Annotated in this window: 13 protein-coding genes and 1 riboswitch; of the genes, 11 read left to right on the top strand and 2 right to left on the bottom strand. The window is 65.0% G+C overall.

The window, feature by feature from the left end; translation table 11 throughout:
* The first annotated feature begins 35 nt into the window (after positions 1 to 35).
* Positions 36 to 115, top strand: a riboswitch (S-adenosyl-L-homocysteine riboswitch).
* Positions 116 to 188: 73 nt separating this feature from the next.
* From ahcY to C8C95_RS06105, 4 genes are all read left to right on the top strand, one after another.
* Positions 189 to 1622, top strand: a complete 1434-nt coding sequence (gene ahcY, locus C8C95_RS06120) for an adenosylhomocysteinase (RefSeq protein WP_015015726.1) — start codon at positions 189 to 191, stop codon at positions 1620 to 1622.
* A 150-nt stretch (positions 1623 to 1772) separates the two neighbouring features.
* The gene (locus C8C95_RS06115; protein WP_116750157.1) at positions 1773 to 2774 is read left to right on the top strand and encodes a TlyA family RNA methyltransferase; all 1002 of its coding nucleotides are present in this window, start codon (positions 1773 to 1775) and stop codon (positions 2772 to 2774) included.
* On the top strand, positions 2771 to 3622 hold the full coding sequence (metF, locus tag C8C95_RS06110) for a methylenetetrahydrofolate reductase [NAD(P)H] (RefSeq protein WP_060985826.1): 852 nt from the start codon (positions 2771 to 2773) through the stop codon (positions 3620 to 3622). Before C8C95_RS06115 ends, metF begins: the two co-directional genes overlap by 4 nt.
* Entirely contained in the window at positions 3622 to 4185 is a 564-nt protein-coding gene (locus C8C95_RS06105; RefSeq protein ID WP_116748006.1) for a septal ring lytic transglycosylase RlpA family protein, read from the top strand. Before metF ends, C8C95_RS06105 begins: the two co-directional genes overlap by 1 nt.
* Positions 4186 to 4219: 34 nt before the next feature.
* Here C8C95_RS06105 and rlmJ read toward each other — a convergent pair whose 3' ends face one another.
* Complete coding sequence (gene rlmJ, locus C8C95_RS06100) at positions 4220 to 5107, bottom strand: 23S rRNA (adenine(2030)-N(6))-methyltransferase RlmJ (protein ID WP_099729247.1); 888 nt, start codon at positions 5105 to 5107, stop codon at positions 4220 to 4222.
* Between the two features lie 251 nt (positions 5108 to 5358).
* On the opposite strand from rlmJ, the gene C8C95_RS06095 reads away from it, so the two are divergent.
* The 7 genes from C8C95_RS06095 to mdtD all read left to right on the top strand — a co-directional run bounded on the left by C8C95_RS06095 (position 5359) and on the right by mdtD (position 11727).
* A complete protein-coding gene (locus C8C95_RS06095) occupies positions 5359 to 7326 on the top strand; it encodes a serine/threonine-protein kinase (RefSeq protein WP_116748005.1) in 1968 nt (655 codons plus the stop codon).
* A 191-nt stretch (positions 7327 to 7517) separates the two neighbouring features.
* A complete protein-coding gene (gene rplM / locus C8C95_RS06090) occupies positions 7518 to 7949 on the top strand; it encodes a 50S ribosomal protein L13 (protein ID WP_015015720.1) in 432 nt (143 codons plus the stop codon).
* Positions 7950 to 7960: 11 nt separating this feature from the next.
* Complete coding sequence (gene rpsI / locus C8C95_RS06085) at positions 7961 to 8353, top strand: 30S ribosomal protein S9 (RefSeq protein ID WP_005798582.1); 393 nt, start codon at positions 7961 to 7963, stop codon at positions 8351 to 8353.
* A gap of 157 nt (positions 8354 to 8510) precedes the next feature.
* Positions 8511 to 9221, top strand: coding sequence for a DUF6776 family protein (locus C8C95_RS06080; RefSeq protein WP_056057952.1), 711 nt, complete (start codon positions 8511 to 8513; stop codon positions 9219 to 9221).
* A gap of 156 nt (positions 9222 to 9377) precedes the next feature.
* A complete protein-coding gene (locus C8C95_RS06075; RefSeq protein ID WP_056057955.1) occupies positions 9378 to 9776 on the top strand; it encodes a polymer-forming cytoskeletal protein in 399 nt (132 codons plus the stop codon).
* A 60-nt stretch (positions 9777 to 9836) separates the two neighbouring features.
* Positions 9837 to 10202 carry an iron-sulfur cluster insertion protein ErpA gene (gene erpA / locus C8C95_RS06070; RefSeq protein WP_008907234.1) on the top strand — a complete coding sequence of 122 codons (366 nt, stop codon included), beginning with the start codon at positions 9837 to 9839 and terminating at the stop codon, positions 10200 to 10202.
* A 103-nt stretch (positions 10203 to 10305) separates the two neighbouring features.
* The gene (gene mdtD / locus C8C95_RS06065; protein WP_056743846.1) at positions 10306 to 11727 is read left to right on the top strand and encodes a multidrug transporter subunit MdtD; all 1422 of its coding nucleotides are present in this window, start codon (positions 10306 to 10308) and stop codon (positions 11725 to 11727) included.
* A gap of 33 nt (positions 11728 to 11760) precedes the next feature.
* Here mdtD and C8C95_RS06060 read toward each other — a convergent pair whose 3' ends face one another.
* Positions 11761 to 12870 (bottom strand): anhydro-N-acetylmuramic acid kinase, encoded by a 1110-nt coding sequence (locus tag C8C95_RS06060; protein WP_116748004.1) that lies wholly within the window; start codon positions 12868 to 12870, stop codon positions 11761 to 11763.
* Between the last annotated feature and the right edge of the window lie 10 nt (positions 12871 to 12880).

The raw sequence follows: 12880 nt of genomic DNA, 5'->3' as shown, positions 1-12880 counted from the left end.
GTAGCGCCGGGCGAGCACTTGCTTTTATAATCCGCCGATCCGAGGAGCGTTGCAGCGTCCCCAGCACAGGCGGGGCGTGAGGCTCGGAGTCATCTAGCAACGACGCTCATCCACTTCGCGTGCGGTGAGGCGTATCGACCATCCCCTTCGCGCAGTGGCTTTTCAAACATGCTTTGGAGCACACCATCATGAACGCACGCGTCAACGCCCCGGTCAACACCGACTGCATCATTGCCGACATCGGCCTGGCCGAATGGGGCCGCAAAGAGATCCGCATCGCCGAAACGGAAATGCCCGGCCTCATGGCCATCCGCGAAGAATTCGCCGCCAAGCAGCCGCTCAAGGGCGCGCGCATCACCGGCTCGTTGCACATGACGATCCAGACCGCCGTGCTGATCGAAACCCTGCAGGCGCTGGGTGCACAAGTGCGCTGGGCATCGTGCAACATCTTCTCCACACAAGACCACGCCGCAGCCGCGATTGCTGCCGCTGGCACGCCCGTGTTCGCCATCAAGGGCGAAACCCTGGCGGAATACTGGGACTACACCCACCGCATCTTTGACTTCGGCGCGGCCGGCACCGAGGGCGAAGGCCCCAACCTGATCCTGGACGACGGCGGTGATGCCACGCTGCTGATGCACCTGGGCAAGCGCGCCGAAAAGGACGCATCGCTGATCGCCAACCCCACCAGCGAAGAAGAAACCTGCCTGTTCGCCTCCATCAAGGCCAAGCTGGCGCAAGACCCGACCTGGTATAGCCGCAAGAGCGCCCAGATCATCGGCGTGACCGAAGAAACCACCACGGGCGTGCACCGCCTGAAGGAAATGTCGGCCAAGGGCTCGCTGATGTTCCGCGCGATCAATGTGAACGACTCGGTGACCAAGAGCAAGTTCGACAACCTGTACGGCTGCCGAGAGTCGCTGGTGGACGGCATCAAGCGCGCCACCGACGTGATGATCGCTGGCAAGGTGGCTGTGGTCGCAGGCTACGGCGACGTGGGCAAGGGCAGCGCCCAGGCCCTGCGCGCCCTCAGCGCCCAGGTGTGGGTGACCGAGATCGACCCCATCAACGCCCTGCAGGCCGCAATGGAAGGCTACAAGGTCGTGACGATGGAATACGCGGCCGACAAGGCCGACATCTTTGTGACCACCACCGGCAACAAGGACGTGATCCGCCACGAGCACATGCTGGCCATGAAGGATCAGGCCATCGTCTGCAACATCGGCCACTTCGACAACGAAATTCAGGTCGCCACGCTGGAGCAGTACCAGTGGGAAGAGATCAAGCCCCAGGTGGACCATGTGATCTTCCCGGACGGCAAGCGCATCATCCTGCTGGCCAAGGGCCGTCTGGTGAACCTGGGCTGCGGCACGGGCCACCCCAGCTTTGTGATGTCGTCCAGCTTTGCCAACCAGACCATTGCCCAGATCGAGCTGTTCACCCACAGCGACTACTACGAAAACGGCAAGGTCTACGTGCTGCCCAAGCACCTCGATGAGAAGGTGGCACGCTTGCACCTCAAGAAGGTGGGCGCCATGCTGACCGAGCTGACCGACGAGCAGGCCGCCTACATCGGCGTGCCCAAGCAAGGCCCCTACAAGCCTGACACCTACCGCTACTGATCCCGGTGCTGCGCGCCCTGGCGACGGGGCGCGCGCACGGGGGTCTGGCGCCGTGATGCTGAGCAATGCCTGATTGCTCATAAATTGATAGCTGCTGGCGCATGATTCACTAGCGCTACCAGCCGATTTGACTCAAAAAGGATGGGCGCGATGCGCGCAGATGTGTTTTTGGTGGAACGTGGCCATGCCGCCACGCGCTCGCAGGCGCAGCGCCTGATCGCTTCGGGGGTGGAGTGGCGCTTGACGCCCTTGTCGCCCTGGAACAAGGTGGCCAAGAACGGGGATGACATCCCGTCCGTGGCCGAGGTGCGGCTGCTGGACGATGCCGAGGCCAAATACATCTCGCGTGGCGGGCTCAAGCTCGAAGGCGCCTTGCATGCCACGGGCCTGGACGTGAAGGGCCTGCGCTGCCTGGATGTGGGGCAGAGCACCGGCGGCTTCACGGACTGCCTGCTGCAACATGGTGCTGCCCAGGTGGTGGGCGTGGACGTGGGGCATGGCCAGTTGCACGAGCGCCTGTGTGACGATGTGCGCGTGGTCGGCGTGGAAGGGCTCAACGCCCGTGCCATGACGGCCGAGTCGCTGCTCGAAGGCTGTGAAGCGGCCTTGTCCGAAGAGCTGGTGCAAGACCATGAAGACAACGACACCCAGCCGGTCGCTCCTTACAGCTGGATGCGCAACGGCGGTCTGGTCGATGAAGAATACGACGACAGCGACGATGCCAAAGAGCAAGACGTAGAAGCCTTCAAAGCCGAGCGCGCAGCCAAGGCCCGCGCGCGGGCCGAGGGCACTTTGCCGGTGGTGCGCCAGCGCCGAGCGGGGCGAGAGGATGTGCAGGTCACGCCCGTGTTTGATCTGGTGACGGGCGACCTGTCGTTCATCTCGCTCACCCTGGTGCTGCCTGCGCTGGTGCCGTTGCTCGCGCCGCAGGGCGACCTGGTCATGCTGGTCAAGCCCCAGTTTGAATTGCAGCCGGGGCAGGTGGGCAAGGGCGGCATCGTGCGCGACGAGTCCTTGTATGCGGTGGTGGAACAGCGCATCCGCGACTGCTGCGTAGCGCTGGGCCTGGAAGTGCGGGCGTGGATCGACAGCCCGATCCAGGGCGGTGATGGCAATCGAGAATTTTTTGTACACGCAAGGAGAGCCGCATGAATGCAGCCCACGCGCAAGGCACCGGGTTTCCGGTGAGTTTCGAGTTTTTCCCGCCCAAGACGCCTGAAGGCGCCGACAAGCTGCGCGTGGCGCGCCAGCAGCTGTATGCACTGCATCCGGACTTCTGTTCGGTGACCTACGGCGCAGGGGGCTCCACGCAAGAGGGCACATTCGGCACGGTGCGCGAGATCCTGTCCGAAGGCGTGGGCGCTGCGTCGCACTTTTCGTGCATCGGGGCCACGCGCCAGTCGGTGCGCGAGCAGCTGGCCACGCTCAAGGCCATGGGCGTCAAGCGCCTGGTGGCACTGCGCGGCGACCTGCCCAGCGGCTATGGGGCGGGCGGCGAGTTCCAGTACGCCAGCGACCTGGTGGCCTTCATCCGCGCCGAAACGGGTCGGGACTTCCACATCGAGGTGGCGGCCTACCCCGAGGTGCATCCCCAGGCCAAGTCGCCCGATGCGGACCTGCAGGCCTACGTGACCAAGGTGCGTGCGGGGGCGGACTCTGCCATCACCCAGTATTTCTACAACAGTGATGCGTATTTCCGCTTTGTGGAAGACGCGCACCGCCTGGGCGCTGACGTGCCGGTGGTGCCGGGCATCATGCCCATTTCCAGCTCCACGCAGCTGATGCGGTTCTCGGACGCCTGCGGTGCCGAGATTCCGCGCTGGATCCGTCTGCGCCTGCAGTCGTTTGGGGACGACACCGCCAGCATCAAGGCGTTTGGCCTGGATGTGGTGACCGACCTGTGCGACCAGCTGCGCACGGCCGGCGTGCCCGCGCTGCACTTCTACACCATGAACCAAAGCGCCGCGACGCTGGAGATCTGTCGCCGGCTGGGGATCTGATGGCGGGGGGCACACAGCCTCCCGGGGCCCATCGCGGCGCTGCCCTGCGGGTGCTGCTGCGGCGAGCGGTGGGTCTGTGGCTGCTGTGCAGCGCCTGCGCCGCTGTTCAGGCCCAGGGATTGCAAGCTGAGCCGGCTGCGCTGGCCCCTAATCTCTTGTCCGTGCCGGGTGAGGCCATGCTGATCGATCCCCCGGCCAAACCGGAGCCGAACACTCCTGCCGGGTCGCCGCTCAGCCTGGAGGCGGATGAAGTGGGCCTTGCCTCATGGTACGGGGCGCAGTTCCACCGGCGGCGTACTGCCAGCGGGGAGCTGTTTGACATGCGAGCGCTCACGGCCGCGCACCCGACGCTGCCCTTTGGCTCACGCGTGTGCGTACGCAGCCAGGCCACAGGGCGCACGGTGATCGTGCGCATCAACGACCGTGGTCCACACACCCGCAACCGGGTGATTGATCTGAGCCGGGGCGCCGCCGAGGCGCTGGGTATGGTGGGCCTGGGGCTGAAGCCAGTGGAGCTGTTCGCCCTGCAGGACGACGACAAGGACTGCCCGGCGGCGCCTTGACGCCAGGCTTTTGAACAGGTTCTTGGGAGGCCGGTCAGCCGCCCGATTCGAGCGTGTGGGTGGCGTGTTTGTCCTGCGCCAGCAGCTCGGCCATCTGGGGCAAGGCATCTTTGAGCGCGGCCTTCAGCGTGTAGGGCGGGTTGATCAGGAACATGCCGCTGGCGGGCAGGCCTGGGCGCTTGGTGTCGCCCGTGACCGTTTCCGTGATCTTGCTCGATTTGACGGTGAGCGTGGCGTGCAGCCAGCTTTTGCCCGCCTTGGTGGCCAGCGTTTTCAGGCGGCGGGGCAGGTCGTGGGCTTCGGGGCGCGGAATGATGGGGTACCAGAACGCATAGGTGCCCGTGGCAAAACGCTTGAGCGAGTCGGCCGCCATGTCGAGCACCTTGGCGTAGTCGCTCTTGATTTCATAGCTGGGATCGCACAGCACCAGGGCGCGCCGGGCCGGTGGGGGCAGGAACTTTTTGATGCCCTCAAAGCCGTCCTCGTGCAGCACGGCCACCTGGCGGCCCGCCTCCAGCTGGGCCACGTTGCCGGCCAGCGCGCGCAGGTCGGTGGGGTGCAGCTCAAACAGCTTGAGCTTGTCGTGGTCGCGCAGCAGGCGCTGGGTGATGAAGGGCGATCCGGGGTACACGCGCAGCGCCTTGCCCTGGTTGAAGGCGCCCACCATGTCCACATAGGCCTGCAGGGCGGGGGTGAGGGCGGGGGTGGTTGGCGCAAACAGCCGGGCCACGCCATCGGCGGCTTCGCCACTGGTGCTGGCATAGTCCCCGTCCAGCCGGTACAGGCCCGCGCCCGCATGGGTGTCCAGCACGGTCAGCGCCGCGTCTTTTTCGGTGAGATGTTGCAAGGCGGCAATCAGGACGGTGTGCTTGAGCACATCGGCATGGTTGCCTGCGTGGAAGGCGTGGCGATAACTGAACATGGCCCAATGGTAACGAGTGTGTTGTGCGAAGGGGGGCTCCCGTGTCCGGGCGCGGCACAATCGGGGGGCCGTGTGGTGGCGGGGGACGTGATGTTTTTGGCAGACAGGCCGCACTTTGTTAGCCATTTGTTGCCAAATCCGGCGCGGCCATGCTTCATGATCGCGCCTGCGGCGGGGTCAGCGTTTCGCCGTCGCCGTAGTTGCCTCATTGATTTGCATTTGAAATTGCCAGCCCGCCCCGTCCTCTGACCATGACCGCAAGCTCCAGCACAGCCCCCGCCAGTGGTGTCAGCCATATCGATGCGCTGCCCCCTGGCACCCGCCTGGCGGAGTTCGAGATCCTGGGGTTGCTGGGGGTGGGCGGGTTTGGCATGGTCTACAAGGCGTTTGACCATTCCCTGCACCGGGCGGTGGCCATCAAGGAGTACATGCCCTCGGCGCTGGCCGGGCGCTCGCAGGGGCAGTCGCTCTGGGTGCGGTCCTCGTCCGACCAGCAGACCTTCCAGGCCGGGCTGGTCTCTTTTGTGGGCGAGGCCCGTCTGCTGGCGCAGTTTGACCATCCCTCTCTGGTCAAGGTGTTCCGCTTCTGGGAGGCCAACAACACGGCCTACATGGTCATGCCGCTGTACTCGGGCATGACGTTCAAGCAAGCCCGTGCCCAGATGCGCACCCCCCCACCCGAGGCCTGGCTGCGCAAGCTGCTGTGGTCGGTGCTGGATGCGCTGCGCGTGCTGCACGATGGCAACACGCTGCACCGCGACATTTCGCCGGACAACATTTTCCTGCAGGACAGCGGCCCGCCGGTGCTGCTGGACCTGGGCGCCGCCCGGCACGCCATCAACGACCAGGACCGCAAGCACACGGCGGTGCTGAAGGTGAACTACGCCCCCATCGAGCAGTATTCCGACGGCGACGAGGAACTGCGCCAAGGCCCGTGGAGCGACTTGTACTCGCTGGCGGCGGTCATGCACGGGTGTCTGGCCAATGACACGCCCCTGCCCGCCACGCTGCGCTCCATCCGTGACCGCATGGTGTCGTTCTCCCGCATCGCCAAAACCGTCAAGCGGCAGTTTGGGGTGGAGTATTCAGCGCCTTTTGTCGCGGCGATTGCCCAATCGCTGGCCCTTCGGCCCGAGGACCGCCCACAGAGCATTGATGCCTTTCTCCAGACCATGGAGATGACGTCGGCGCCGGACGATGTGCAGCACTTCGACTTCCGGGCGGAGTTGGGCGACATCTGGGTGGAGCCCGCCGACCAGCCTGGCCCGGGTCTGGCCACCCCTACCGTGGACGTAACCTCCGCTCCCAAGATCGTGGCCGAGATGCAGGCGCAGGCCCAGCGTGAGGACTTGGTGGCGGCGGCTCCAGCATCGGATGCCAGCCGCCCTGGCGAGGATTTTGGTGGGGACACGGTCATGCTGGCTGGTCCTGACACCGTGGCGGCCGATGCTGGCGACACGGTGTTCATCGATGCCGGCGATACCGTGGTGGCCGACGATGATTCGCGCTTTGAGGATCTGCCACACCACCGTTCACCGGGCGCGGGCGGGCCGCGTGCGGCCGATCGGTGTTCTGCGCCTTTGGAGCGGGATGTAGTGCGCAGCAATGGCAAGCCGACCCCATCCCCACGGCGTTCCCCTTTGGTGGTGGGCATCGTGGTGGCGGCGTTGGTGGCTGTGGTGGCCGGTGCCGGTTGGCGCTGGAGTCAGGGCAGCAAGCCGCCCCGTGACGAGATCATTACGGAGATGGCCGAGCGGCCTGCCGCAGCGGCGGCTTCAGACGCTGCCCTGGTGGAGGTCAGCGCTCCGGCTGCTGCCGGGGGCGACGCGCAAGGTCTGAGCTCGGATGGCGCAGTGGCGTCAGCCAGCGCCGCCTCTGCGGCCGCACCTGCTCCTGCCTTTGTGGTTGCGTCTGCACCCAAACCGAGCCCCCGGGTGGCCAAGCGTGCAGGCGCAGAGCCCGCACCCACACCCATCGTGGTGCATGAAGAGCCCGTGCCGGCGCCGCCTCCGGTGGTGGCCGAGCCCAAGCCCCGCCCCGCACCGCCGCCCCGCCTGCCCTCGCCGCAAGAGGTGTGCGCCGACGCCAACTTCCTGGCCCGCCCGATGTGTATTCACCAGGAATGCCAGAAACCGTCCCAGGCCAATCAAACTGTCTGCGTGGAAAACCGTCGCCGTTACGAGGCCGACGAGCAGCGCCGCCGCCAGACGCCGAACTGACCGGAGCAGGTGCCCTGAGGGCCGTGGCTGGGGTGCTATTGCGCTAACGCATGGCTCTTTCGTATAATGGAAGGCTTCGCAGCGCTTTTGTGGTCCCGCGGCGAAGACTTTTTGCCACCTAAGAGGCTTCCTTCAGAGAAGCACCGACCGTGGAAAAGGGCCCGCCAAACCCTCTTTTGAAGAGAAAACTCATGACAACTACTTTCAGCGCAAAGCCCGCTGAGGTCGTGCACGAGTGGTTTGTGATTGACGCGACCAACAAGGTCCTCGGACGAGTAGCCAGCGAAGTTGCTCTCCGTTTGCGCGGCAAACACAAGGCCATTTACACGCCTCACGTCGATACCGGTGACTTCATCGTCGTTATCAACGCAGCCCAACTCAAGGTCACTGGCACCAAGTCCCTGGACAAGGTGTACTACCGTCACTCGGGTTACCCCGGCGGTATCACGGCTACGAACTTCCGCGACATGCAAGCCAAGCACCCCGGCCGCGCGCTGGAAAAGGCTGTCAAGGGCATGCTGCCCAAGGGCCCCCTTGGCTACGCGATGATCAAGAAACTCAAGGTGTACGGTGGTGCAGAGCATCCCCACACCGCCCAGCAGCCCAAAGTGCTGGAAATCTAAGGAGCCTTGAGATGATTGGTGAATGGAACAATGGTACCGGCCGTCGCAAGTCCAGCGTCGCCCGCGTGTTTCTGAAAAAAGGCTCCGGCAAGATCACGGTGAACGGCAAGGACATCCAGTCCTACTTCGGCCGCGAAACCTCGATCATGATTGCCAAGCAACCCCTGGCGTTGACCAACCATGTCGAAACCTTCGACATCCAGATCAACGTGCACGGTGGTGGTGAATCCGGCCAGGCTGGCGCTGCCCGCCACGGTATCACCCGCGCCCTGATCGATTACGACGCATCCCTCAAGCCCGTCCTGAGCCAAGCCGGCTTCGTGACCCGCGATGCACGTGAAGTCGAGCGTAAGAAGGTCGGCCTGCACTCTGCACGCCGCGCCAAGCAGTTCTCCAAGCGTTAAGCTATGGCCCTGCCGGATGTTGCCTTGTGCAGCATCCACTGCAAGGCACTCCTCGCGGGTGCTTTACAGAGAAAAACCGCCTTCGGGCGGTTTTTTCGTTTATGGTGCGCTCTTTTCGTTTTTTGGGAAGGCCTTCCATGGTCCGCCTGTTGAGCCTATGCGCTTTCGCCTGCTTCGCCGTCGGTTGACCATCAGCGCCCCCCGGGTGGCCATCCGCAGCGCCTTGCCCTGGCCCTTTCGATGGCTGGCCCTGGCCGTGGTGATGGGTTTCTGCGCTGCCGTGGCGTTGTGGGCCTTTGAATTCGGCAAATCCATTGCCGGGATCGATACCGTTTCGCGTGACGAAGTGGTCCAGATGAAGACGGAGATCAGCCGCCTGCGCGAAGAGGGCCAGGAGCGCCAGACGGTGGCATTGACCGCCGAGAGCCTGCTGGCCACCGAGCGCGCTGCCAAGGAAAGCCTGATGGCCCAGGTGCGCCAGCTTGAAGCCGACAATCGCACGCTGCGCGAGGATCTGGGCTTCTTTGAAAAGCTGATCCCTGCGGCCAAGACCGATGGGCTGGCCATTCGCGCGCTGCAGGCCGAGGTGCTGGGCGGGATGCAGCTGCGTTGGCAGGTGCTGGTGATCCAGGCCGCCCGCAATGCGCCGGAGTTCAACGGGCGGCTGGAGTTGGTGCTGGCGGGCACTCTGGATGGCAAACCGTGGGCACAGACCCAGCCACCCCAAGGCCAGTCGCTGCAGGTCAAACAATACCGCCGCATCGAGGGCGTGCTCGATCTGCCGCCGCAGGCCGTGGTAAAAACCGTGACCGCGCGCGTGCTAGAGGGCGCCACCGTACGCACCAGCCAGACCATGGCCATCGAATAGTGCAAGGTGGACGGTGGATGCGCTGATCGGGTTTTGGCGCTCTCGCCCCGGCAATCCACGCACCAGCTGCCACCCACAACCATCCGCCTCGCTGGCACGAATTCCATCCCCAAGCGGGCCTTTGCAACCGCCTGGCACTTCAGGAGTCTTCCGACCATGTTCTCGCGTAAAAAGCAGCCACCTATCAAAAGCCTGGTGGCACAGGGCACCAAGATCGAAGGCAATGTGCATTTTGCCGAGGGCATGCGCATTGACGGTGAAGTGGTCGGCGATATCCGGGCGGCGGCGGACCAGCCCAGCATCCTCGTGATTTCCGAGACGGCGCGGGTCGAGGGGGCGGTGCATGCCGACCATGTGATCATCAACGGCCAGGTGCTGGGCCCTGTGCATGCGGGAGAGCTGCTGGAGCTGCAGCCCAAGGCGCAGATCACGGGCAATGTGCATTACAAGGCCCTGGAGATGCACCAGGGCGCCGTGATCGCGGGGCAATTGATTCCAATGGCCGTGCTGGTGGAGGAAAAGCCCCCACTGAAGTTAGCGTCAAACAGCCAGTGACCTGAATTCCCGAGAGGTTTGCAGTAGTATTCCCTGCAAACCCTGAACCCGGAGTACCCCATGAGCGCAGTTGCCGAAAACATCCAGACCGAAATGCCCGCCCCCATCCTGTTCACCGACAGCGCGGCGGCCAAGGTGGCGGACCTGATTGCCGAAGAAGGCAACCCCGACCTGAAGTTGCGGGTGTTCGTGCAAGGCGGCGGCTGCTCCGGCTTCCAATACGGCTTCACGTTCGATGAAATTACGAACGAAGACGACACCACCATGACCAAGAACGGTGTGTCGCTGCTCATCGACGCCATGAGCTACCAGTATCTGGTGGGTGCCGAGATCGACTACAAGGAAGACCTGCAAGGCGCGCAGTTCGTGATCAAGAACCCGAACGCCACCACCACCTGCGGCTGCGGCTCCAGCTTCTCGGCCTGAGGGGCACCGTGACAGGCGCAGCCCTGCACCCCTGACTGAATCAACCGCCTTCGGGCGGTTTTTTCATGGGGTGCGTTCGTTTCGTTTGAAAACCCTGCAAACCGTGCACCAGGAACCCTCCCAGAAAGTACTGCTGTGGCTGGTGGCCGTCGGCTTCTTCATGCAGACGCTGGACGCCACCATCGTCAACACCGCGCTGCCCGCCATGGCGCAGAGCCTGGGCGAGAGCCCGCTGCGCATGCAGTCGGTGGTTGTTGCGTATTCGCTGGCCATGGCGATGCTGATTCCGGCATCGGGCTGGGTGGCCGACCGGTTTGGTGCGCGCCGGGTGTACTTTCTGGCCATCGTCTTTTTTGTGGCGGGCTCGGTGTTCTGTGCGCTGTCGCACAGCCTGACCCAACTGGTGGCCGCCCGGGTGCTCCAGGGGCTGGGCGGCGCGCTGCTGCTGCCCGTGGGGCGGCTGGTGGTGTTGCGCACCTTTCCGCGTGAGAAGTTCTTGCAGGCCATGAGTTTTGTGGCCATTCCCGGGCTGATCGGCCCGCTGATCGGTCCCACGCTGGGTGGCTGGCTGGTTGAGGTGGCCTCCTGGCACTGGATCTTCCTGATCAACGTGCCGGTGGGCCTGCTGGGCTGTGCCGCCACCATGCGCTACATGCCCGGGGTACCCGCGCCGACGGTGGCGCGGTTTGATCTGGCGGGCTACCTGATGCTCGCCTTTGGCATGGTGGCGCTGTCGCTGGCGCTGGATGGCCTGGCCAGCCTGGGGCTGCGGCAGGCGAGCGTGCTGGTGCTCATGATCTTCGGTCTGGCGAGCCTGGTGGCCTACTGGCTGCACGCGGCGCGGCGGCCCGACCCCTTGTTTTCGCCCCGGCTGTTTTCGGTGGACACCTTGCGCATCGGGCTGCTGGGCAACCTGTTTGCGCGGCTGGGCAGCTCGTGCATGCCGTTCCTCATTCCGTTGCTGCTGCAGGTCACCATGGGCTATTCGCCGCTGCAGGCGGGCATGATGATGCTGCCCGTGGCGGTGGCGGGCATGTCCATGAAGCGGTTCACCACCACGCTGATCACCCGCTTCGGCTACCGCCAGGTGCTGGTGGGCAACACGCTGCTGGTGGGGGTGACCATGGCCAGCTTCGGGCTGGCGGCACCCTCGCAACCGCTGTGGGTGCATGTGGTGCAGCTGGCGGTGTTTGGTGCGGTGAACTCGCTGCAGTTCACGGCCATGAATACCGTGACCCTCAAGGACCTGGGGCACGACATGGCCAGCAGCGGCAACAGCCTGCTGTCCATGGTGCAAATGGTGGCCATGGGGATGGGGGTGGCTGCGGCGGGGGCGGTGCTGGCGGCGTTCACCGATTTCTTCCAGCCCACCGGCGCGGCACAGACCCTGCAAGCCTTTCAGGCCACGTTTGCCTGCATGGGACTGATCACGGTGGCTTCAGCCGGTATCTTCTGGCAACTGTCGCCGCAAGACCGTTCCGGCACCCAGGCAGGCGCCTCGGTTGATGCCGGGGACCACGGCTGATCGCCCTGTCCAGGGCTGTGTAGACCGGACGGTTCAGGCGGGGTACACCGCGCCCAGCACACGGCTACCGGCCGCACCGGTCACGCTGGGCAGGTTGCCTGGCGCCCCCTGCAGCGCCTGGCGTGCCAGCCAGGCAAACGCGGCGGCCTCCACCTGCAGGGCGGGCAGGCCCAGCGCATCGGTGGCCACCACCTGCAAGGACGGGCAGGCAGCCTGCAGCCGCTGCATGAGCTGGCCATTGAGCGCACCACCGCCGCATACGGCCAGGTTTTTGCTATTGTTTAGATAGCTTTTGGCGCATATGGCACTAGCGCTTGCGGTGAATTCGGTCAATGTGGCCTGTACGTCGGCCGCTGCGGCCTGCGCAAAGGGCTGCAGGTGCGTTGCCAGCCAGGCGGGGTTGAACAGGTCGCGGCCCGTGCTTTTTGGGGGGGCCTTGTGCAGATACGGCTCCTGCAGCAACGCAGCCAGCAGGTCCGGCAGCACCTGGCCCGTGGCGGCCCAGGCACCATCCTTGTCAAACGGCTGGCCGGTGTGCTGCTGGCACCAGTGGTCCATGAGGGCGTTGCCCGGGCCGCAGTCGAAGCCCAGCACGCTGCCATCTGCCCCCAGCACGCTGAGGTTGGAGATGCCGCCAATGTTCAGCACCAGCACCGTCTTGTCCGGCCGGCCGAACACGCCCTGGTGGAAGGCGGGCACCAGCGGCGCACCTTGGCCGCCCGCGGCCACGTCGCGGCTGCGCAGGTCGGCCACCACGGTGATGCCCGTCAGCTCGGCCAGCAGGGCGGGGTTGCCCAGTTGTAGTGTGTAGCCTGTGCCGTCAAATTCCTGGGGGCGGTGCCGCACCGTCTGCCCGTGGGCGCCTATCGCTCGGATGGCGCTTGCCGGGTGGCCGCTGCGCTGCAGCAGGGTGTGCACCACCCTGGCATAGGCTCGGGATAGCGCGTTGCCTGCGAGGGCAGCGCGGTGCAGTTCGTTGTCGCCGGGGGTATTGAGGGCCAGCAGCTCGGTGCGCAGTGCGGGGGCAAAGGCGGCGCTGGCGTGGTGTGTGACCTGCAGGCGCGGACCCGAGAAATCAGCCAGCACGCCGTCGATCCCGTCGAGCGAGGTGCCCGACATCAGGCCGATGTACAGATCGGACATGGCCTGACGG

The organism is Acidovorax sp. 99 (assembly GCF_003096455.1).
Lineage (GTDB): Bacteria > Pseudomonadota > Gammaproteobacteria > Burkholderiales > Burkholderiaceae_C > Acidovorax > Acidovorax delafieldii.
Note: the sequence above shows the minus strand (reverse complement) of the source record. Positions and strands in the feature narration are given on the sequence as shown.

Coding starts and splice junctions, on each gene's coding strand:
- ahcY (WP_015015726.1), top strand. CDS start 189: ATGAACGCACGCGTCAACGCCCCGGTCAACACCGACTGCATCATTGCC.
- C8C95_RS06115 (WP_116750157.1), top strand. CDS start 1,773: ATGCGCGCAGATGTGTTTTTGGTGGAACGTGGCCATGCCGCCACGCGC.
- metF (WP_060985826.1), top strand. CDS start 2,771: ATGAATGCAGCCCACGCGCAAGGCACCGGGTTTCCGGTGAGTTTCGAG.
- C8C95_RS06105 (WP_116748006.1), top strand. CDS start 3,622: ATGGCGGGGGGCACACAGCCTCCCGGGGCCCATCGCGGCGCTGCCCTG.
- rlmJ (WP_099729247.1), bottom strand. CDS start 5,107: ATGTTCAGTTATCGCCACGCCTTCCACGCAGGCAACCATGCCGATGTG.
- C8C95_RS06095 (WP_116748005.1), top strand. CDS start 5,359: ATGACCGCAAGCTCCAGCACAGCCCCCGCCAGTGGTGTCAGCCATATC.
- rplM (WP_015015720.1), top strand. CDS start 7,518: ATGACAACTACTTTCAGCGCAAAGCCCGCTGAGGTCGTGCACGAGTGG.
- rpsI (WP_005798582.1), top strand. CDS start 7,961: ATGATTGGTGAATGGAACAATGGTACCGGCCGTCGCAAGTCCAGCGTC.
- C8C95_RS06080 (WP_056057952.1), top strand. CDS start 8,511: ATGCGCTTTCGCCTGCTTCGCCGTCGGTTGACCATCAGCGCCCCCCGG.
- C8C95_RS06075 (WP_056057955.1), top strand. CDS start 9,378: ATGTTCTCGCGTAAAAAGCAGCCACCTATCAAAAGCCTGGTGGCACAG.
- erpA (WP_008907234.1), top strand. CDS start 9,837: ATGAGCGCAGTTGCCGAAAACATCCAGACCGAAATGCCCGCCCCCATC.
- C8C95_RS06060 (WP_116748004.1), bottom strand. CDS start 12,870: ATGTCCGATCTGTACATCGGCCTGATGTCGGGCACCTCGCTCGACGGG.